The organism is Streptococcus sp. HMSC056C01 (assembly GCF_001811305.1).
In the GTDB taxonomy this organism is placed as follows: Bacteria; Bacillota; Bacilli; order Lactobacillales; family Streptococcaceae; genus Streptococcus.
In genome coordinates this window covers 1-18,732 of sequence record NZ_KV804214.1, presented here as the reverse complement: position 1 = coordinate 18,732, position 18,732 = coordinate 1, and the positions used below count along the sequence as shown (strand labels likewise).

Annotated in this window: 23 protein-coding genes; 8 read left to right on the top strand and 15 right to left on the bottom strand. The window is 39.9% G+C overall.

What is annotated here, in order from left to right:
• Positions 1-95: 95 nt before the first annotated feature.
• From metG to HMPREF2795_RS08605, 4 genes are all read right to left on the bottom strand, one after another.
• Positions 96-2,093 carry a methionine--tRNA ligase gene (metG, locus tag HMPREF2795_RS08620; protein ID WP_075228647.1) on the bottom strand — a complete coding sequence of 666 codons (1,998 nt, stop codon included), beginning with the start codon at positions 2,091-2,093 and terminating at the stop codon, positions 96-98.
• Positions 2,094-2,227: 134 nt separating this feature from the next.
• On the bottom strand, positions 2,228-3,487 hold the full coding sequence (locus tag HMPREF2795_RS08615) for an ABC transporter permease (protein ID WP_001180401.1): 1,260 nt from the start codon (positions 3,485-3,487) through the stop codon (positions 2,228-2,230).
• 1 nt (position 3,488) lies between these two features.
• On the bottom strand, positions 3,489-4,190 hold the full coding sequence (locus tag HMPREF2795_RS08610) for an ABC transporter ATP-binding protein (RefSeq protein WP_000811466.1): 702 nt from the start codon (positions 4,188-4,190) through the stop codon (positions 3,489-3,491).
• Entirely contained in the window at positions 4,174-5,361 is a 1,188-nt protein-coding gene (locus HMPREF2795_RS08605; protein WP_000824154.1) for an efflux RND transporter periplasmic adaptor subunit, read from the bottom strand. The genes HMPREF2795_RS08610 and HMPREF2795_RS08605 overlap by 17 nt, the downstream gene beginning before the upstream one ends.
• A 239-nt stretch (positions 5,362-5,600) precedes the next feature.
• Here HMPREF2795_RS08605 and gor point away from each other — a divergent pair, with 239 nt between their 5' ends.
• Both gor and HMPREF2795_RS08595 read left to right on the top strand, forming a co-directional pair.
• Positions 5,601-6,947, top strand: a complete 1,347-nt coding sequence (gor, locus tag HMPREF2795_RS08600) for a glutathione-disulfide reductase (protein WP_075228646.1) — start codon at positions 5,601-5,603, stop codon at positions 6,945-6,947.
• A gap of 352 nt (positions 6,948-7,299) precedes the next feature.
• Positions 7,300-7,839 (top strand): biotin transporter BioY, encoded by a 540-nt coding sequence (locus tag HMPREF2795_RS08595; RefSeq protein WP_049502989.1) that lies wholly within the window; start codon positions 7,300-7,302, stop codon positions 7,837-7,839.
• Positions 7,840-7,904: 65 nt separating this feature from the next.
• Here the strand turns inward: HMPREF2795_RS08595 and HMPREF2795_RS08590 are convergent, their stop codons facing one another.
• Positions 7,905-8,120, bottom strand: coding sequence for a YdbC family protein (locus HMPREF2795_RS08590; RefSeq protein ID WP_000807425.1), 216 nt, complete (start codon positions 8,118-8,120; stop codon positions 7,905-7,907).
• Positions 8,121-8,215: 95 nt separating this feature from the next.
• Between HMPREF2795_RS08590 and HMPREF2795_RS08585 the strand changes: the two genes are divergently transcribed.
• Positions 8,216-8,536, top strand: coding sequence for a hypothetical protein (locus HMPREF2795_RS08585; protein ID WP_049509144.1), 321 nt, complete (start codon positions 8,216-8,218; stop codon positions 8,534-8,536).
• Between the two features lie 30 nt (positions 8,537-8,566).
• On the opposite strand, the gene HMPREF2795_RS08580 is transcribed toward HMPREF2795_RS08585, so the two are convergent.
• From HMPREF2795_RS08580 to rpsP, 6 genes are all read right to left on the bottom strand, one after another.
• Positions 8,567-8,905: an ATP cone domain-containing protein gene (locus tag HMPREF2795_RS08580; RefSeq protein WP_001196044.1), complete on the bottom strand. Its 339-nt coding sequence runs from the start codon at positions 8,903-8,905 to the stop codon at positions 8,567-8,569.
• Between the two features lie 12 nt (positions 8,906-8,917).
• Complete coding sequence (gene trmD / locus HMPREF2795_RS08575; protein ID WP_049509145.1) at positions 8,918-9,637, bottom strand: tRNA (guanosine(37)-N1)-methyltransferase TrmD; 720 nt, start codon at positions 9,635-9,637, stop codon at positions 8,918-8,920.
• Positions 9,627-10,145 (bottom strand): ribosome maturation factor RimM, encoded by a 519-nt coding sequence (gene rimM / locus HMPREF2795_RS08570; RefSeq protein WP_049509146.1) that lies wholly within the window; start codon positions 10,143-10,145, stop codon positions 9,627-9,629. The genes trmD and rimM overlap by 11 nt, the downstream gene beginning before the upstream one ends.
• Before the next feature lie 70 nt (positions 10,146-10,215).
• Complete coding sequence (locus tag HMPREF2795_RS08565) at positions 10,216-10,551, bottom strand: MazG nucleotide pyrophosphohydrolase domain-containing protein (RefSeq protein ID WP_000654200.1); 336 nt, start codon at positions 10,549-10,551, stop codon at positions 10,216-10,218.
• A gap of 42 nt (positions 10,552-10,593) precedes the next feature.
• A complete protein-coding gene (gene kphA / locus HMPREF2795_RS08560; protein ID WP_075228645.1) occupies positions 10,594-10,833 on the bottom strand; it encodes an RNA-binding protein KphA in 240 nt (79 codons plus the stop codon).
• A gap of 19 nt (positions 10,834-10,852) precedes the next feature.
• Positions 10,853-11,125, bottom strand: a complete 273-nt coding sequence (gene rpsP, locus HMPREF2795_RS08555; protein ID WP_000268760.1) for a 30S ribosomal protein S16 — start codon at positions 11,123-11,125, stop codon at positions 10,853-10,855.
• 179 nt (positions 11,126-11,304) lie between these two features.
• Here rpsP and HMPREF2795_RS08550 point away from each other — a divergent pair, with 179 nt between their 5' ends.
• The 5 genes from HMPREF2795_RS08550 (at position 11,305) to HMPREF2795_RS08530 (ending at position 14,667) form a co-directional block, all read left to right on the top strand.
• The gene (locus HMPREF2795_RS08550) at positions 11,305-11,838 is read left to right on the top strand and encodes a hypothetical protein (protein ID WP_075228644.1); all 534 of its coding nucleotides are present in this window, start codon (positions 11,305-11,307) and stop codon (positions 11,836-11,838) included.
• 113 nt (positions 11,839-11,951) lie between these two features.
• Entirely contained in the window at positions 11,952-12,695 is a 744-nt protein-coding gene (locus tag HMPREF2795_RS08545; protein WP_075228643.1) for a DeoR/GlpR family DNA-binding transcription regulator, read from the top strand.
• A 13-nt stretch (positions 12,696-12,708) separates the two neighbouring features.
• On the top strand, positions 12,709-13,521 hold the full coding sequence (locus HMPREF2795_RS08540; RefSeq protein WP_075228642.1) for a Cof-type HAD-IIB family hydrolase: 813 nt from the start codon (positions 12,709-12,711) through the stop codon (positions 13,519-13,521).
• 71 nt (positions 13,522-13,592) lie between these two features.
• The gene (locus tag HMPREF2795_RS08535; protein ID WP_075228641.1) at positions 13,593-14,399 is read left to right on the top strand and encodes a peptidylprolyl isomerase; all 807 of its coding nucleotides are present in this window, start codon (positions 13,593-13,595) and stop codon (positions 14,397-14,399) included.
• A gap of 28 nt (positions 14,400-14,427) precedes the next feature.
• Complete coding sequence (locus tag HMPREF2795_RS08530) at positions 14,428-14,667, top strand: zinc-ribbon domain-containing protein (protein ID WP_080979303.1); 240 nt, start codon at positions 14,428-14,430, stop codon at positions 14,665-14,667.
• Positions 14,668-14,728: 61 nt separating this feature from the next.
• Here HMPREF2795_RS08530 and abc-f read toward each other — a convergent pair whose 3' ends face one another.
• The 4 genes from abc-f to HMPREF2795_RS08510 are packed head-to-tail and all read right to left on the bottom strand — an operon-like array spanning position 14,729 to position 18,382.
• A complete protein-coding gene (gene abc-f, locus HMPREF2795_RS08525) occupies positions 14,729-16,270 on the bottom strand; it encodes a ribosomal protection-like ABC-F family protein (protein ID WP_049527818.1) in 1,542 nt (513 codons plus the stop codon).
• Position 16,271: 1 nt separating this feature from the next.
• Positions 16,272-16,745 (bottom strand): VanZ family protein, encoded by a 474-nt coding sequence (locus HMPREF2795_RS08520; protein WP_001080341.1) that lies wholly within the window; start codon positions 16,743-16,745, stop codon positions 16,272-16,274.
• 1 nt (position 16,746) lies between these two features.
• Positions 16,747-17,832, bottom strand: coding sequence for a dual-specificity RNA methyltransferase RlmN (rlmN, locus tag HMPREF2795_RS08515; RefSeq protein WP_000804756.1), 1,086 nt, complete (start codon positions 17,830-17,832; stop codon positions 16,747-16,749).
• 16 nt (positions 17,833-17,848) lie between these two features.
• Complete coding sequence (locus HMPREF2795_RS08510) at positions 17,849-18,382, bottom strand: YutD family protein (RefSeq protein WP_001224360.1); 534 nt, start codon at positions 18,380-18,382, stop codon at positions 17,849-17,851.
• Between the last annotated feature and the right edge of the window lie 350 nt (positions 18,383-18,732).

Here is an 18,732-nt window from a genome sequence, read left to right as displayed (position 1 = left end):
TCCTCCGTTTTTCTTCATTATAAAGCAGAATGACACTTTTATCAACTGCTATCTCACAAAAGAAAAGAACCAGCTTAAACTGGTCCTTTTAGATCTTAGCCAATCACACTTCCGTTTGGTACAGCTGGATCAACTGTGAGAAGGGTTAATTTGCCATCATGTTCAGCTGAGAGGATCATCCCTTGGCTGACATATTTTTTCATCATCTTACGAGGTTTAAGGTTGGCAACGATTTGGACTTTCTTGCCGACCAATTCTTGTTCGTTTGGATAGAATTTCGCAATACCAGAAAGAATTTGACGGTCTTCACTATCACCAGCATCTAAGCGGAATTGAAGCAATTTATCAGAGCCTTCTACTTTAGAAACTTCTTTGACCTCTGCAACACGGATTTCAACCTTATCGAAGTCTTCAAATTTGATTTCATCCTTGTTGAGTTTGAGTTCAACTTCATCTGGATTCCATTCTTTTTCGACGGCTGGCTTGTTACCTTCCATTTGTTCCTTGATATAGGCGATTTCTTCTTCCATATCCAGACGTGGGAAGATAGGTGTTCCTTTGGCAACTACAGTGACATTTTCAGGGAAATCAGATAAACTCAAATTTTCAAGGCTAGAAACTTCTGCTAGACCAAGTTGAGTCAAGACTGCATGACTGGTTTCCATCATAAATGGCTCAATCAAGTGGGCTACGACACGAAGGCTGGCTGCCAAGTGACTCATAACACTGGCCAATTGGTCACGGTGTGCTTCGTCCTTAGCCAGTACCCATGGAGCTGTCTCATCGATGTATTTATTAGTACGTGAGATAAGAGTCCAGACTGCTTCAAGTGCACGTGGATAGTCAACTGCTTCCATATAGGTATTGTAGTCAGCGATTGATTGTTCTGCCACTTGAGCAAGTTCATTGTCAAAGTCTGTTACACCTTCTACATAGGCAGGGATTTGACCATCAAAGTACTTGTTAATCATTGAAACCGTACGGTTGAGGAGGTTTCCAAGGTCATTTGCCAATTCATAGTTAATACGACCTACATAGTCCTCTGGAGTGAAGGTTCCGTCTGAACCAACTGGAAGGCTACGCATGAGGTAGTAACGAAGTGGATCGAGACCATAACGCTCTACTAACATTTCAGGATAAACGACATTCCCTTTAGACTTAGACATCTTGCCGTCTTTCATGACAAACCAACCGTGGGCAATCAAACGGTCAGGTAATTTGATATCCAACATCATAAGAAGGATTGGCCAGTAGATTGAGTGGAAACGAAGAATATCCTTTCCTACCATGTGGAAGACTGTTCCATTCCAGAATTTATCGTAGTTAGCATGATCCTCTTGACCATAACCAAGAGCTGTCGCATAGTTAAGAAGGGCATCAATCCAAACGTAGACTACGTGTTTAGGATTTGATGGGACTGGTACACCCCAGGTAAAGGTTGTACGAGATACTGCTAAATCTTCCAAACCAGGCTCGATAAAGTTTTTCAACATTTCATTGAGACGACCATCAGGAGTGATGAAGTCAGGATGTGATTTGAAAAATTCTACCAAACGGTCTTGGTATTTGCTGAGGCGAAGGAAATAAGACTCTTCAGATACCCACTCCACTTCGTGACCTGATGGAGCAATACCACCTGTTACATTTCCAGCTTCATCACGGAAAACTTCCGCAAGTTGACTTTCTGTAAAGAATTCCTCATCTGAAACTGAATACCAACCAGAGTATTCACCCAAGTAAATATCATCTTGAGCAAGCAAGCGTTCAAAGACTTGTGCTACCACTTTTTCATGGTAGTCATCAGTTGTACGAATGAATTTATCGTATGAGATATCGAGTAATTGCCAGAGTTCTTTAACTCCAACTGCCATACCGTCAACATAGGCTTGAGGCGTGATACCAGCTTCTTCAGCTTTCTGTTGAATCTTTTGACCATGCTCATCCAGACCTGTCAAATAAAAGACATCGTAGCCCATAAGGCGTTTGTAACGAGCTAGGACATCACAGGCGATAGTTGTGTAGGCAGAACCGATATGAAGTTTACCAGATGGATAGTAAATCGGTGTTGTAATATAAAAATTCTTTTCAGACATAATATTTCCTTTCCAGGCAAATGAAACCTGTTTTTCTAACACTTCATTATATCATATTTTGATGATTTTCGATAAGGAAATCCATACAAAAACAAGACAGACTAATGTCCATCTTGTTTTTCCTGTTGATTATCTTATTCATAGCGAAGTGCTTCAATCGGATCTAGTTTAGAAGCCTTGTTGGCTGGTAAAACACCAAATATCATACCGATACCAGCTGAGACCGCTAAACTAAAGAGAGCGATTGGGATGGATACGCCAACTTCGATTCCTGCAATCATGTTTTGAAGAAGGACACCTGCAAGCATAGTCACCCCTGCAGCCAGCACAAGGCCGATGACCCCACCTAACAAGGTTAAAATCATGGATTCAATCAAAAATTGAACCAGAATATTCCCACGCGTTGCTCCTAGTGCTTTACGTAGACCAATCTCACGAGTACGCTCTGTCACTGAAACGAGCATAATGTTCATAACACCAGTACCACCGACAAAAAGGGAAATCCCTGCAATGGCACTAATAATCGTTGTTATGAAGCCAAAGAGTTGTTGAACTTCTTGGAAGGCTGCAGACGCATCTGCAACTTGATATTCCCCTTGTTGAAGACCTGCAATCTCTGTCATTCTTCTTGCCAACTCAGGTCCCAAAGTCTGGGTTAAGCTAGTATCATTGACACGGAAGACAATATTTGAAATCTCATCTGTGTTAAAATTAGCTGCTAAGGAAATATTGGTCGTGATTGGTAGTCCTCCGACTCCAAAGGCTTTGACTGCCTTGGCTTCTTTACTTGCATAAACACCAATAACACGATAACTAATTTCGTTTACTTCAATAATCTGATTAAGCGCATCTTTTGCTGAACCAAAAAGGCTATTGGCTAGTTCTTCATCTAGGATGATCACACTTGCGAAATCCTTATAATCTTGCGCTCTAAGGCCACGACCTGCAATGATTTCATTTTCGACCGCATCCATATAGGTGACATTCCCACCCGTCATGTTAGCGTGTTCGACCTTTTTATCCTTATAAGTCAAGGTCACATTGGCTGAGTTGGTCACATAGTAGCTATCCACTCCCTTGAGCTTAGCAGCTTCCTTGACCCATGCTTCTTGAGGTTTTGGTGGTTCAACAATAACATCTTCCTCTTTACCAGACATGGTTAGAGCAGATTGCTTCTGGGTAAAGGAACCGTCCTTACTCTTGGTAGGTGAGAAAAAGACATGGATATCTTTCTGGGACTTGGTCATATTTTTATTGACCTGACGAGACATGGAATCACCTAAGGCCATAATCACGACAACGGAGGATACACCGATGATAATCCCGATCATGGTCAAGAAGGACCGCATCTTGTGGGCCATAATGGATGAAAAGGCAAATTTCAGATTCTGCATCTTAGTTTTCCTCCTTTTCTACGAGACCACTATCAGATGAAATGACGCCATCACGGATGACAATTTGACGTTTCGCATAGGCGGCAATTTCAGGCTCATGCGTAACCATGATAATGGTTTTTCCTTCTTTGTTTAATTCAACCAAGAGTTGCATGATTTGATTTCCTGTTTTGGTATCAAGTGCCCCAGTCGGTTCGTCTGCCAAGATAATCGAAGGATTATTGACCAATGCACGCGCAATGGCAACCCTTTGCTTCTGACCACCTGACAACTCCGAAGGTAAATGATGGCTACGCTCGGTCAGTTCAACCTTTTCCAGATACTCTTCTGCTAATTTGCGACGTTTTGAAGCTGAAACTCCAGCATAGATCAAGGGCAGTTCTACATTTTGAAGAGCATTGAGCTTGGACAAGAGAAAGAATTGTTGAAAGACGAAGCCGATTTCCTGATTTCGAACCTTGGCTAATTGTTTTTCACCCAAACCAGCTACTTCTTTTCCATCTAGAAAATACTGCCCACTTGAAGGGGTATCTAACATACCAATGGTATTCATGAGAGTAGATTTCCCAGAACCAGATGGTCCCATGATTGCTACAAATTCTCCCTCATGAACTTCTAGGTTAATATTCTTGAGGACTAGTAGTTCTTGATCACCATTGCGATAGCTACGACAGATATTTTTGAGGCTAATTAGTTGCTTCATCAGTCTTCACCTCTTTTCCTTCTTGCAAGGAAGCTGTCGGATTACTGATGACTTTTGCTCCATCTGTCAGACCAGATGTGATTTCTTGATTTTCTGCATCTGCATTGCCCAATCCAACTTCAACTTTTTTGGCCTTTTGATTTTCATCAAGGATCCAAACATAGTTTTTATCTTCTTCCATGACTACGCTGGTGATCGGAACAATCAATGCTTTGCTAGTGCTTTTCACTTCGACACTGACTGTAAAGCCCTGTTTCAAATCACCGATTTCGCTAGTTACATCGATTGTATATGGATATTTAGAACCTGTGTTTGAAGCAGCTAAGCTACTACTTGCTTCACTGTTATTTTTTGGATAATTTGAAATATAGCTAATCTTACCATTCCAAGTTTTATCTGGGTAAACCTTGGAAGTAAAAGTGACTTCTTGGCCTACAGATAGATTGGCAAGGTTGTACTCAGAAAGCTCTCCCTTGACCTGCAAGTTATCGTTACTTACGATATGAACCAAAACTTGACTATTTCCTGTTGGAGATTTTGAAACGTTACGATTCACTTCAACAACTGTTCCCTCCACCGTACTCAATACCGTAGCAGCATTCAACTGGGCTTGAGCTTTTTCGAGTTGCGCTTCTGCATCTGCACGCACATCACGAGCATCGCTGATTTGAGAATCAATAGCAGCTGTGGCAGAACCTGATGACTGAGCTGGCGCTTGTCCAGTTGCTCCTTCTAGACCTGCTTGCGGAAGGCTAGGTGTTGCTGTGGCGGTATTTCGAGACTCATTCAGTTCATTGATATGACGGTCAGCTTTAGCAACAGCACGACTGGCAGCATCATAGGCAGCCTGGGCTTCTGTGCTACTATACTTGACGAGAGCCTGTCCTTCGCTGACCTGATCACCAACAGAGACCAAGACTTCATCCAAGTCTCCCTTGCTTGCATCATAATAGATGTATTGTTCATTCTGAGCAGTAACACTCCCCGATAGGAGAACTGAAGATGCCACAGACCCCTCTTTGGCAAGGACAATCTTAGCAGTTTCATCTTTTGCTGCGGCTTGATTTGGTTGTCTTAACAGAAGAACAGCTGCTGCTCCCACTACAAGTACAGACGCCACTCCAATAGCAGTAAATAAAGGCCATTTCTTAGCTTTTGACTTTCTTTTCATAGCAATACCCCTTTTATAAATATATATGTTAAGATTATAGCACACATCCTAAAAATGGACAATTTATTTCTCATTATCCAAAAACATTTGCTAAATCTTTTATTGTTGTATTAGTTATATAATACACTTTCTTTTTTATTTTTGCAAGCATTTTCTTAAAAATTTTAAACGTAGCAGATTTTTGCATTGACCTTCAAAAAAAGATAGAATATGACTAGAAAACAACAAAGGAGCTTTCTATGAGAGAATACGATATTATCGCCATTGGAGGAGGTAGCGGGGGAATTGCTACCATGAATCGTGCTGGTGAACATGGTGCTAAAGCGGCAGTGATTGAGGAAAAGAAATTAGGTGGAACCTGTGTCAATATTGGCTGCGTTCCTAAGAAAATCATGTGGTATGGAGCTCAAATCGCAGAGAGCATCCACAAATATGGACCTGACTATGGTTTTACAAGTACTGGTAATGAATTTGATTATGCAACACTTCGTAAAAATCGTGAAGCCTATATTGATCGTGCTCGCTCTTCTTATGGTGGAAGCTTTAAGCGTAACGGAGTTGATTTGATTGAAGGACGCGCCGAATTCGTTGATGCTCATACAGTCAGTGTCAATGGTGAGTTGATCCGTGCTAAGCACATCGTGATTGCAACTGGGGCCCATCCTCATATTCCTGCCATTCCTGGTGCGGAACTAGGTGGTAGTTCTGATGATGTCTTTGCTTGGGAAGAGTTGCCTGAATCTGTAGCCATTCTTGGGGCAGGTTACATTGCTGTCGAATTGGCTGGCGTGCTCCATACCCTTGGTGTGCAGACAGATTTATTCGTCCGTCGCGAGCGTCCGCTCCGTGGATTTGATAGTTATATTGTTGAGAGTCTAGTTCAAGAAATGGAAAATACTGGATTAAACCTCCACACCCATAAGGTTCCTGCTAAACTTGAAGAAACTGAACAAGGCATTACCATTCATTTCGAAGATGGTAGTACTCATAGTGCCAGTCAAGTTATCTGGGCAACTGGCCGCCGTCCAAACGTTGAAGGACTCCAGCTAGAAAAGGCAGGCGTTATCCTCAACGAACGTGGCTTCATCCAAGTAGACGAATACCAAAACACAGTCGTTGACGGTATCTATGCTCTTGGAGATGTGACAGGTGAAAAAGAACTGACTCCTGTTGCTATCAAAGCTGGACGTACCCTATCCGAAAGACTTTTCAACGGTAAAACCAATGCCAAAATGGACTACACTACTATTCCAACTGTTGTCTTCTCACACCCAGCTATTGGAACTGTTGGTCTGACTGAGGAAGAAGCCATCAAAGAGTATGGACAAGAAAACATTAAAGTCTATACTTCAAAATTTGCATCTATGTATTCAGCAGTTACCAGTCACCGTCAAGAAGCTCGCTTCAAGCTCGTTACAGCTGGTGCAGACGAAAAGGTCGTTGGCCTTCATGGCATCGGATACGGCGTTGATGAAATGATTCAAGGTTTTGCAGTAGCAATCAAGATGGGAGCTACAAAAGCAGACTTTGATGCTACAGTCGCTATCCATCCTACAGGTTCAGAAGAATTTGTGACCATGCGTTAATAATTTTAGTTAATAATTTTAAATGAGATTATCTCGGTCATTCAGATTGAAGAAAAGGCCTATTTAGGACCATTTTCTTCAATCTTTTTCTTTTACTAGAGCAAATTATAAAACACTTAAAAATAGCATCCCATCAATATTCCTAAGTGTTTGCACCATATGATAGCCAACTTCCATAAGGCTACTCTTTTTATGACTGACATGATTTATCCGTGTTCTGAAAAAACTCTTGGCCTCCGGCTCTCTCTAAATCGGCCGTTACAAATTTGTAACCTTTGTTTTAAAAATAGGTTGACAAATATGTTTCTTAAAGTATAATAGTTACTATAAATTACAAAAGAGGTTAACTATTATGAAAAAAGCACACATTTACGCTATTCCTGCTATCGGGGCTGCACTGATTGCAGTATTAGCCCAAATTAGCATTCCAATTGGACCTGTTCCATTTACTCTGCAAAACTTTGCTATTGGTCTCATCGCTACTGTTTTTAGACCAAGGGAAGCTGTTCTCTCTGTAGGACTGTATCTTTTGCTTGGTGCTATTGGACTTCCCGTTTTTGCTAGTGGTGGAGCTGGTTTCCATGTTTTAGTAGGACCAAGCGCTGGTTATCTTTGGTTTGACTTAGTCTATGCAGGACTTGCATCTTATCTAACACACACAAATAGTGGTGTTGTACGTATTTTCCTAGCCAATCTCTTGGGTGATTCCCTTGTCTTTGTTGGTGGTATTCTCAGCCTCCATTATCTCGCTGGTATGCCTTTTGATAAGGCACTGACTGTCGGTGTGCTTCCCTTTATCATTCCTGATCTTGCAAAAATTATTGCCATTAGTTTTATCGGACGACCACTCCTTCAACGTCTTAGTAATCAACCCTACTTTTCACATAAATAAAGAAAGAAAGAAAGGAGGTCGGGAATTTTCTCCCAACCTCCTTTCGTCTGTTTTTTTATGATTGCTTATTGATTTTTGAAGGCATCGACCATCACTTGAAACTCTTCGTTTGAGAGGGTGATTCCTTTCCCCATCTTAGTGTGGTCTGGACTCCAAGCACGAATGTCAAACTTTGCTGGTGCTCCATTAAAGCTGACACGATTGATTTCCTTGGTCCAACCTTTTTCATTCTCTGAGAGTGTGAGTAAGTGTTCTTCGATTTCAAATGTAAATTCTGCCATTGTATTCTCCTTTTGATTGTCTTCACTTGATTATTCGTAAAATCTTGTAGATTTTTTTAAAATTGTATATAATGGTAAAAAGAAGGGAGGCTCCGATGAAAGATTTATTTAAACACATTCAACAAAAGTTCCAAAGCTTTCTCGACGGGCGAGAAGAACCAGATCATTCCAAAGCCGACTCCCTGACAAGTGCCATTAAAGAGGCGCTCCTAAAAAAAACTGCTGTCCACATTATTTTTTCAGATACAAGTTTTACAGGGGATATCATCAAATATGATACGGACCGCCAGCAAATTATCGTTAAAAATTTTGCAAAAAATGTGACCCGCATTATTCGAATCCCAGATATTCGGAAAGTGAGTTTTGTTCCCTCAACCGTCCAAACTGCCCAAAAAAATCGATTTAAGAAAGAGTGAGATGAGTTTTCTTCATCTCACTCTTTTCTATTAACGAATTTGTTCAAAATGAAGGTGAACAGCAATGTGTTCTCCGTAACCACTTCTCTCTAAATCACGTTGCAAACGGTAAGAGATATAGTGTTCAGCGATGGTAATATAGCCTGCGCCAAGCAAGCGATGCTCAACCATTGATTGAATCATGCTGATAGTGGCACGCTCCACTTTTGCCTCTTCTAGATCCAAGACAACCTTTTTAGTTACCTGAGCTAGATTTTGACGTAAATCATCTGTCAAAACATAAACTGTTTGAGCAGCTTTGAGAATGGCTTGATAGATTTTATCTGGATCAAAGTCGGCAACTTGTCCATCACGTTTAATGACTTGCATAGGCTTCTCCTTTTAATTTATATTTTCTTTAATGTCTGCTAACATTTTGGCTTCTTCTGCTGTTAATTCGTAATGTTCCAACAAATCTGGTCTACGCTCATAAGTTTTTTTGAGACTTTCATAGAGACGCCATTGACGAATCTTCTCATGGTGCCCACTCATAAGCACTTCTGGAACCACCATCCCACGATAATCATAAGGACGTGTGTACTGAGGATATTCGAGAAGCCCAGATGAGAAGCTATCATCTTGGTGACTGGTTTCCTTCCCAATTACTTCTGGTATCAAGCGAACCGTCGCATCAATCATGGTCATTGCTGCCAGTTCTCCACCAGTTAGAACATAATCACCTAGGGAAATCTCATCTGTTACCAAGGTCTTAATGCGTTCATCATAGCCCTCGTAGTGACCACAGATAAAGATGAGTTCCTCTTCTTGGGCTAAATCTTCAGCATAGGCTTGATCAAACTGCTTACCAGCAGGATCCAAAAGAATCACGCGCGGATTCTTCTTTTCAATAGCATCAAAGGCATCAAAAATCGGTTGCGCTCGTAGCAACATCCCTTGACCCCCGCCATATGGTTCATCATCGACATGCCGGGCCTTTTCAGCATATTCACGAAAATTATGATACTGGATATCTAAAAGCCCTTTTTCACGAGCTTTCCCAACGATGGAATGTTCTAGAGGCGAGAACATCTCTGGAAAGAGGGTTAAAATATCAATCTTCATCGTCTAACCCTTCTAAGAGTTCTACATCCACACGCTTATTAGGAATATCTACATTGAGGACAACTGGTGGGATATAGGGTAAAAGCAGATCCCGTTTTCCCTTACGCTTAACTACCCAGACATCATTGGCACCTGGTTGAAGAATTTCCTTGATGGTTCCAATCAAGTTATCACCCTCGTAGACCTCTAGTCCAATAATCTCGTGATAGTAAAATTCACCCTCATCCAGGTCATTCAGGTTTTCTTCTGCAACCTTCAAACTGTAGCCCTTGTATTTTTCGATATCATTGATGTGATACATATCCTTAAATTTGATGATATCAAAGTTTTTATGCTTACGGTGACTCGCGATAGTCACTGTTTTAACAAATTGATCCTTCTCATCAAATAAGGCAAGCTCTGCACCTTTTTTAAAGCGTTCTTCCGAAAAATCCGTCACAGATAAGACTCTCATCTCACCTTGCAAACCTTGTGTATTGACGATTTTTCCAACGTTAAAATAGTTCATTTGATCTCCTGTGTATGTTTCTCCCTTCATTTTATCACGTTCTAGGTATTTTCACAAGTTGGAGAAAAAGCTAGTTCTGACCTTCCGCTTCTAAATATCCTTCCAAATCTCGTTCATGGTGATACTTGATGGCAGCCTTTTTGTCTTTTTCAAAAATGGTCTTGGTTAGATCAATATCGTTGATAGCTGCGATTGCAACCGTATAATGAATAATATCAGCAAGTTCTTTAGCAAGTTCCTCATTTGAGTCCTGAACTCCCTCTTTTCGTCCAGAACGTCCATTTAAAACCTCGGCTACTTCACCAACTTCTTCAACTAGTTTTATAAAGAGCCCTTCTTCTGTTCTAGATTGCTGGTAATGTTCTAGCAAATAGGCTTGTAATTGTCTAACTGTTAAATCCTTCATATCCTGCTCCTAGCAAAAAAGCGAGACATCCGTCCCGCTTTTTTATTTTTCGTCAATAACGATTCTTACTTTTTTGTCTTCAGTTGGGACAGAGTAGACAATCGTTCTTATCGCAGAGATAGTGCGACCCTTACGACCAATCACACGACCCACATCGCTTTGGTCAAGATCCAAATGATACTCCAAAAATTCTGGTGTATCTTCAATCTTGATAGTTAAGGCTTCTGGTTGTGAAATCAAAGGTTTCACAATTGCAATAATGAGATTTTCAATCGTATCCATCTGTCAACCTACTTTAGAATTATTTAGAGAATTTAGAATCGTGGAATTTCTTCAATACGCCTTCTTTTGAAAGGATGTTGCGTACTGTATCTGAAGGTTGAGCTCCATCAGCCAACCATGCAAGAACGCGATCTTCTTTCAAAGTTACTTGGTTTTCAGCAACAAGTGGGTTGTAAGTTCCGACTGTTTCGATGAAACGTCCGTCACGTGGTGAACGTGAATCTGCTACGTTAATACGGTAGAAAGGTTTTTTCTTAGAACCCATACGAGTCAAACGGATTTTTACTGCCATTTTTAATATCTCTTTTCTTTTATTTTTTTAGTTCGGTGAAATAGCTGAGCTATTTAGCACATGTTCTATTATAGCAGATTTCTGAGAGGTGTCAAGAAAAAAACTTGACAGACTTTAAAATTTTTAAATTTTTTAGAAATTTGTTAGACTAGTAGGTATAAATTAGAAAGAGAAACTTTATGAATACTAGTCTAGAGAACATTTATAAAGACCATCAAGTCAAACCTTATATCTCTCCTGATCGTGATATAGAGGCTTGGCTACTAAATCCTAAGCCTGTTCCCAAGCGAAATATGGAATTACTAGAAGACAATCTCCTGGCAGGAGATATTATCCTCCTCTGGAGAATCAACTTTGGAACATTCACAACCAAAACCTGGTTTCCTAAATACTTCGAGTACACTTATGGCATCGATGCCCCAAAACATTTAGAAACGCTTGTTGAAAAAGGCTATGCTCTTGTCGAAACTGCTTTTGACTCGCTTGACCATCTAAATAGCACCATGAAAAAGAATATCCTGAAGAAGAAGGGGGTTACTGGACTTTCTAAAATGAAGGCTGGCGACCTGGATCAAGCCCTTCATGAACATTTTTCAGAAGAGGAATTAGCAAGTCTCTTTTCGATTCGTGGCTATAAACTAACTCCAAAAGGAGAACAGGCTCTCAAGGACCATCAGGCAATCATTGACCGCCATCCAAAGAAGAATCTTTAATCAACCAAGTCAGGTTGATTTTTTTGTAAATCTTTTAAAACACTTATAAATCATTACATTTATTGACAATCACTTACGAAAGAGGTATATTAGTATTAAAAGAGGGAATTCATATGTACCAAGAACAACGATTAGAAGAAATCATTAAACTTTTAGAGGATAGAGGAAGTCTATCAGCAAAAGAAATGGTTGACCATTTCCATGTTTCCAAAGATACCATCCGTAGAGATTTTGCTATTCTCGCAAAGGAGAAACGAGCAAAAAGAACTCATGGAGGTTTATTGCCAATTCAAAAGCAACGGATTCTTGGTTATAAAGGTCGAGCAGAACAATCTTCTAAAGAAAAAGAGAAAATTGCTCATTTAGCTACCCAACTCATTTCTGATTCACAATTAATTTTCTATGATGTTTCAACAACTGTACTTGAGTTAGCAAAAATAACAGATAAAAAAGTTACTATTTTCAGCCATTCATTGGATAATGCACTGGTCTTAGGAGAAAATGAAAATGTCGATTTTCACATTATCGGTGGACGATTTCATAAAAAGAATCGTTTCTATTACTCATTAGAAGAATCCGAATCTTTGAATAGAATTAAATTTGACTTAGCATTTTTGGGTGCAGCTAGTCTTTCAGACGGACAAGTTAGTTTTGAAGATCAAGAAGATGTTCTAATGAAAAAAAGAGCATTTAAAACCAGTAAAATTCGCGTCTTGTTAGCTGAAACCAGCAAGATAAACAAACACTCTCATTATATTCTTTCCGAACTTACTGATTTTGATTATTGGATTACAGACAAAGAACCCGACATAGAAATTCAACAATCTTTAGATGGTAAAACAACTATTCTATTTTAAAAAGGAGAAACATATGTCAGTAATAAAGTTAATCATAAGTGATATCGATGGTACCATTTTAGACCAAAAGCACCAATTAGACTCTCATTTACTAGAGCTTATGCCACTTTTGAAACAAAGTGACATCCCTTTTGTTCTAGCTTCTGCTCGCTCTCCTCTTGGTATAGCTCCAATTTCGAAAGAACTTGGAATCACAGATTTTCCAATTGCAAGTTATAATGGTGCTCTCATTAGTACAGGAGATAAAATTCTGAGTCAGCATTCTATTAATAAAAAGGAATTACTCTTACTACATGATTTTTTAACAAAAGAATTTCCGACAGTTTCAATTAATGTTTATTCTGGAAAAAATTGGTACGTAAATGCTTTAGATAAATGGGTAGAAATTGAAGCACAGATTACTGGAGAGAGCCCAAAAGTTACTTCACTAGCAGATTTTCTTCAGGAAGAAAAGAATCTTATTCATAAACTTTTACTAATAGATAACGCAGCTACCATCCAGAAACTTAAAGAGGCATTAGCAACCATAGATTTCCCTCAAACTGACTTTTACCTTTCGAAGGATAACTATCTTGAAGTCACACATAATCAAGTCTCAAAAAAACAAGCTCTGTTAGAATTAGCCAACTATTATCAACTATCACTCACTGAAATTATGAGTATTGGAGATAATTATAACGATATTCCAATGATAGAGACCGCTGGACTTGGTGTTGCAATGGGAAATGCTCCTACAGATGTTAAACTCTGTGCAAATAAAGTAACAGATTCTAATGATCAAAATGGGGTAAGTAAGGCCATAAAATTGTATGTACTATCGGAATGATCACAATTGAATATTTGAAATCCACTTTCAATTAGGGTACAATGGTAGAAATGATTTTTGAAAGGATTCCCATGAAAAAAATAGCAACTCTTCTATTAATCTCAACTTTTGCCCTTGCTGGATGTAGCAGTATCCAACGTAGTCTCCGAGGGGATGACTATGTAGATTCTAGCTTGGCTGCCGAAGAAAGTTCCAAAGCAGCTGCCCAATCTGCCAAGGATCTCAAAGACGCCTTGACAAATGAGAATGCTAACTTCCCACAACTCTCTAAGGAAGTTGCTGAAGACGAAGCTGAAGTCATTCTCCACACCAGTCAAGGAGATATCCGCATCAAACTCTTTCCAAAGCTAGCTCCACTTGCGGTTGAAAATTTCCTAACTCACGCAAAAGAAGGCTACTACAATGGCGTTACCTTCCACCGAGTGATCGATGGCTTCATGGTCCAGACTGGTGATCCAAAAGGGGATGGTACTGGTGGTGAATCCATCTGGCATGATAAGGACAAGACTAAAGACCAGGGAACTGGTTTCAAGAGCGAAATCTCTCCGTATCTCTATAACATTCGTGGCTCTCTCTCTATGGCCAATACTGGTCAACCAAATTCAAATGGTAGCCAGTTCTTCATCAACCAAAATACGACAGATATTTCTGCCAAACTCCCTACAAGTAGCTATCCAAAGAAAATTATCGAAGCCTACAAAGAAGGTGGAAATCCTAGTCTAGACGGTAAGCACCCTGTCTTTGGTCAAGTCATCGACGGTATGGATGTTGTTGACAAGATTGCAAAGGCTGAAAAAGACGAAAAAGACAAACCAGCTACTGCTATCACTATTGACAGCATTGAAATTGTTAAGGACTACGATTTCAGTAAAAAATAGGATGACCCTAAAATAAGGAGATGTGAAAATGATTTTATTCTGGGGTTCGAAAGGTTACCAAAAGGTCTTAGGACATACTCAAACCACTATCGAGTGTGGTCACTGTAACAATACCGACACTTGGGAAATTTCAGAAACTGGACGTAAGTTTACCCTTTACTGGATTCCACTCTTTCCTTACGGAAAAACTTATTTCGTTTCTTGCCCGATTTGTCACTACGGCAAAGAAATCCAAAAATCTGATATTGAAACCTATTTGAATTACTAGCCAAAAAGCCAAGTCACACAGACTTGGCTTTTTACTATTCTAGTTTTACGGAATTCTCTTTTTATGTCAACTCATTGAAATCCCAGATCTGGTCCATCCAGCCTTCGTAGAAGTCTGGTTCGTGGCAAACCATAAGGATAGAACCCTTGTATTCTTTCAGAGCACGTTTGAGTTCGTCCTTGGCATCCACATCCAAGTGGTTGGTAGGTTCGTCTAGTACAAGGACATTATTCTCGCGGTTCATCAAGAGACAGAAACGAACCTTAGCTTGCTCTCCACCTGACAATACTTGGATTTGACTCTCGATATGTTTAGTCGTCAGACCACAACGAGCAAGAGCTGCACGGACTTCTGCTTGATTGAGAGCTGGAAAGGCGTTCCAGACTGCTTCTAGTGGTGTCTGGCGATTGCCACCTTCCACTTCTTGCTCAAAGTAGCCGAGTTCTAGATAGTCCCCGCGTTCAACCTCCCCAGCAATTGGAGGAATAATCCCCAAGAGACTCTTCAAAAGTGTTGTTTTCCCGATACCGTTAGCACCAATAATGGCAACCTTTTGATTGCGTTCAAAGGTAAGATTTAATGGTTTGGTAAGGGGACGGTCATACCCAATCTGCAAATCCTTGGCTTGGAAGATAAAGCGTCCAGGTGTACGAGCAGTTTTGAATTCAAAGGACGGCTTTGGTTTCTCACTTTGAAGCTCGATGATATCCATCTTGTCCAATTTTTTCTGACGAGACATAGCCATGTTACGCGTTGCGACACGTGCTTTGTTTCGAGCCACAAAGTCCTTGAGATCCGCAATTTCTTTCTGTTGACGCTCATAGGCTGCTTCCAGTTGTGATTTCTTCATGGCATAGACTTCTTGGAACTGGTAGTAATCGCCTGAATAGCGTGTCAACTGTTGATTTTCAACGTGATAGACGATATTGATTACATCGTTTAAGAAAGGAATATCGTGCGAAATAAGTACAAAGGCATTTTCATAGTTCTGGAGATAGCGTTTGAGCCAGTCAATATGTTCAGCATCGAGATAGTTGGTTGGCTCGTCAAGAAGCAAGATATCTGGTTTTTCAAGAAGCAATTTGGCTAAAAGCACCTTTGTTCTTTGCCCACCAGACAAAGCTGTGACATCCGTGTCCATCCCAAAGTCCATGACACCAAGGGCACGCGCCACTTCATCGATTTTAGCATCCAAGGTATAGAAATCACGACTTTCCAAACGGTCTTGAAGTTCTCCAACTTCTTCCATTAGAGCATCAATATCAGCGCCCTCTTCTGCCATTTCCATGTAGAGTTCATTGATACGTGCTTCTGCTTTGAATAATTCGTCAAAAGCTGTACGAAGAACGTCACGAACAGTTTGGCCTTCTTTGAGCACCGCATGCTGATCTAGGTAGCCAGCTGTCACATATTTAGACCATTCCACCTTACCTTCATCAGGTAACATTTTACCAGTCACGATACTCATGAAAGTTGATTTTCCTTCACCATTGGCACCGACCAGACCGATATGTTCACCTTTTAAAAGACGGAAGGATACATCTTCAAAAATCGCACGGTCTCCAAAACCGTGACTTAAATTTTTTACTTCTAAGATACTCATTCTAATTCCTTATCTTGTTTCTATGTAGTAGTTTATAAAGGACCCAAGCCAGGTAGCCACCCAAAGTATTGGTCCATAAATCATCAATCTCAAATACCCGGTTAAAGTCGAAGAAAAAGTCTAAAACTAGCTGTGTACATTCGATTCCTAGACTCAATAGAAAACTGAGAAGAATCACTTTCTTCGTTTTTCTTAGACTAGGCATGAGATAGAGAAGTTGGAAAATCAGTGGGAATAGTAAAAGGATATTTAAGGCATTTTGCAAAAAAATCCAGAACAGTTGTAAAAAGCTTGTTACTTCTCCCAATTTCCACAAAGAGTTAAAAGGCGTCAAAAGAAAAACCAGGCGTCCAATAGTTTGAATACCTGGAGTTCCCACTCCTATCGGAAGTTTTGGCTGAGGAGTAAAGCAAAAACAGACAATACAAAGACTGTATAGAAAAACTCCCAAGCCTAGTAATTTTTTTCGATTCATATCATGGATTTACTTCAGCTACTGCTTTTTGGCGATCACGCTTCATAGTATTTGAACGCAATTGTCCACATGCTGCATCGATATCAGTACCATGTTCCTGACGAACAACACAGTTGATGCCTTTCTTCTTGAGTGTATCATAGAAGGCCATGACACGCTCTTTCGGACTACGACTGTACTGGTCATGTTCACTAACTGGGTTGTAAGGAATCAAGTTGACATAAGACAATTTCTTGATATTTTTCAGCAATTCTGCCAACTCAAGTGCTTGTTCCACTCCATCATTCACTTCATTTAGCATGATGTACTCAAAAGTTACGCGACGGTTAGTTGTTTCAATATAATACTCAATAGCTGCAAAGAGTTTTTCAATTGGAAAGGCACGGTTAATCTTCATAATGCTTGAACGAAGTTCATTGTTTGGTGCATGAAGAGAAACAGCAAGGTTGACCTGCACACCTTCATTAGCAAACTCACGAATCTTGTGAGCCAAACCTGAAGTTGATACAGTGATATGGCGAGCACCAATTGCCATTCCCTTATCGTCGTTGATGGTACGGATAAAGTTCAAAACGTTATTGTAGTTATCAAATGGCTCTCCGATGCCCATTACAACGATATGGCTTACACGTTCATCTTGTCCACGTTCGTCAAAATATTTTTGAACCAACATAATCTGCGCAACAATTTCTCCGTTATTGAGGTCACGTTGCTTCTTAATCAATCCTGATGCACAGAAGGTACAACCAATATTGCATCCTACCTGCGTGGTTACACAGACTGACAAACCATAGTGTTGACGCATCAGTACCGTCTCAATCAGCATCCCATCTGGCAACTCAAAGAGGTACTTGACTGTTCCATCTGCTGACTCTTGAACAATGCGTTGTTTCAAAGGATTGACTACAAATTGATCATTGAGTTTGGCAATCAAATCCTTAGACAAGTTGGTCATTTCTTCAAATGTCTGAACACGTTTACGGTAAAGCCACTCCCAGATTTGGTCAGCACGGAATTTCTTTTCTCCCTGTTCCAAGACCCATTCTTGCATGCCTTGGCGTGTTAAACTATAAATCGACGGTTTCATCTTTTCTCCTTATTCTCTAATCTTTCTGACGGATGACGAAATGGCGTTGTCCTTTTTCTTCGTTCTGAGGTTTCTGTTCTTTTGAACGGCGTCTATTTCTCTTGTCCGTATGATTTCTTTTCTTACTTTGGGAAGTCTTTTTCCCTTTTCGAGTATCTTTTTCTTCCTCTTTTTTGCGCATCTTTTGGTCAAACGGTGCTCGTTTAGGAACTTCATTTTCTAGAACAAAATAGGCACAACCATAGCTACAATACTCAAGTAGGTAATCTTGTAAACGACTGATTTTCTCAAGAGACTCTTCAGCTCGCTCATTCTTGTAGAAACCACGTAAGCGCAACTGCTCATTACTCCAGTCTCCAACAATATAATCGAACTTACTTAAAACTTCAGAAAAGCGTTGAGTAAATGCCGTTGCATCAAAAGCATCCTTACTATTTTCAACCAAAGTAAAGGTAAACCCTTCAGCTTCGACTTTATCTCCAGATAGATGAAATTCAGGACCAGGGAATTTATTGTAATTATATAATTCGGGTGCAATCTCTTTACGCATAATATTCCTTTTTAACGTTTACTTAGTACTCTATTTTACCATATTTTCGCCACATTTTCACCTTTAGCATTAAAATGAAAAAAGTCTGACGATTTAAGAATCTCTATCTAAAAAGGCTCTATAATTTCTGTAGTGGGTAAATCCCCTATGGATATTATGAAGCCTATTTTTGTGTAGAAAAAAAGTCCCATAAGATCTATAATGAAAAGCGACCAAACCATCATTAGAAAGAATCATATGGAACAATTAAATTTTATCACAAACTTACTCGGAATTAAAGACAAGAACATCATAATCTTGGATTATATTGATGCTAGAACGCATAAAGAAGTCATCGCTAAGCTAGATTA

What these genes read in the sequence shown, in the direction of transcription:
- metG (WP_075228647.1), bottom strand. Translation starts at nt 2,093, where the DNA reads ATGTCTGAAAAGAATTTTTATATTACAACACCGATTTACTATCCATCT.
- HMPREF2795_RS08615 (WP_001180401.1), bottom strand. Translation starts at nt 3,487, where the DNA reads ATGCAGAATCTGAAATTTGCCTTTTCATCCATTATGGCCCACAAGATG.
- HMPREF2795_RS08610 (WP_000811466.1), bottom strand. Translation starts at nt 4,190, where the DNA reads ATGAAGCAACTAATTAGCCTCAAAAATATCTGTCGTAGCTATCGCAAT.
- HMPREF2795_RS08605 (WP_000824154.1), bottom strand. Translation starts at nt 5,361, where the DNA reads ATGAAAAGAAAGTCAAAAGCTAAGAAATGGCCTTTATTTACTGCTATT.
- gor (WP_075228646.1), top strand. Translation starts at nt 5,601, where the DNA reads ATGAGAGAATACGATATTATCGCCATTGGAGGAGGTAGCGGGGGAATT.
- HMPREF2795_RS08595 (WP_049502989.1), top strand. Translation starts at nt 7,300, where the DNA reads ATGAAAAAAGCACACATTTACGCTATTCCTGCTATCGGGGCTGCACTG.
- HMPREF2795_RS08590 (WP_000807425.1), bottom strand. Translation starts at nt 8,120, where the DNA reads ATGGCAGAATTTACATTTGAAATCGAAGAACACTTACTCACACTCTCA.
- HMPREF2795_RS08585 (WP_049509144.1), top strand. Translation starts at nt 8,216, where the DNA reads ATGAAAGATTTATTTAAACACATTCAACAAAAGTTCCAAAGCTTTCTC.
- HMPREF2795_RS08580 (WP_001196044.1), bottom strand. Translation starts at nt 8,905, where the DNA reads ATGCAAGTCATTAAACGTGATGGACAAGTTGCCGACTTTGATCCAGAT.
- trmD (WP_049509145.1), bottom strand. Translation starts at nt 9,637, where the DNA reads ATGAAGATTGATATTTTAACCCTCTTTCCAGAGATGTTCTCGCCTCTA.
- rimM (WP_049509146.1), bottom strand. Translation starts at nt 10,145, where the DNA reads ATGAACTATTTTAACGTTGGAAAAATCGTCAATACACAAGGTTTGCAA.
- HMPREF2795_RS08565 (WP_000654200.1), bottom strand. Translation starts at nt 10,551, where the DNA reads ATGAAGGATTTAACAGTTAGACAATTACAAGCCTATTTGCTAGAACAT.
- kphA (WP_075228645.1), bottom strand. Translation starts at nt 10,833, where the DNA reads ATGGATACGATTGAAAATCTCATTATTGCAATTGTGAAACCTTTGATT.
- rpsP (WP_000268760.1), bottom strand. Translation starts at nt 11,125, where the DNA reads ATGGCAGTAAAAATCCGTTTGACTCGTATGGGTTCTAAGAAAAAACCT.
- HMPREF2795_RS08550 (WP_075228644.1), top strand. Translation starts at nt 11,305, where the DNA reads ATGAATACTAGTCTAGAGAACATTTATAAAGACCATCAAGTCAAACCT.
- HMPREF2795_RS08545 (WP_075228643.1), top strand. Translation starts at nt 11,952, where the DNA reads ATGTACCAAGAACAACGATTAGAAGAAATCATTAAACTTTTAGAGGAT.
- HMPREF2795_RS08540 (WP_075228642.1), top strand. Translation starts at nt 12,709, where the DNA reads ATGTCAGTAATAAAGTTAATCATAAGTGATATCGATGGTACCATTTTA.
- HMPREF2795_RS08535 (WP_075228641.1), top strand. Translation starts at nt 13,593, where the DNA reads ATGAAAAAAATAGCAACTCTTCTATTAATCTCAACTTTTGCCCTTGCT.
- HMPREF2795_RS08530 (WP_080979303.1), top strand. Translation starts at nt 14,428, where the DNA reads ATGATTTTATTCTGGGGTTCGAAAGGTTACCAAAAGGTCTTAGGACAT.
- abc-f (WP_049527818.1), bottom strand. Translation starts at nt 16,270, where the DNA reads ATGAGTATCTTAGAAGTAAAAAATTTAAGTCACGGTTTTGGAGACCGT.
- HMPREF2795_RS08520 (WP_001080341.1), bottom strand. Translation starts at nt 16,745, where the DNA reads ATGAATCGAAAAAAATTACTAGGCTTGGGAGTTTTTCTATACAGTCTT.
- rlmN (WP_000804756.1), bottom strand. Translation starts at nt 17,832, where the DNA reads ATGAAACCGTCGATTTATAGTTTAACACGCCAAGGCATGCAAGAATGG.
- HMPREF2795_RS08510 (WP_001224360.1), bottom strand. Translation starts at nt 18,382, where the DNA reads ATGCGTAAAGAGATTGCACCCGAATTATATAATTACAATAAATTCCCT.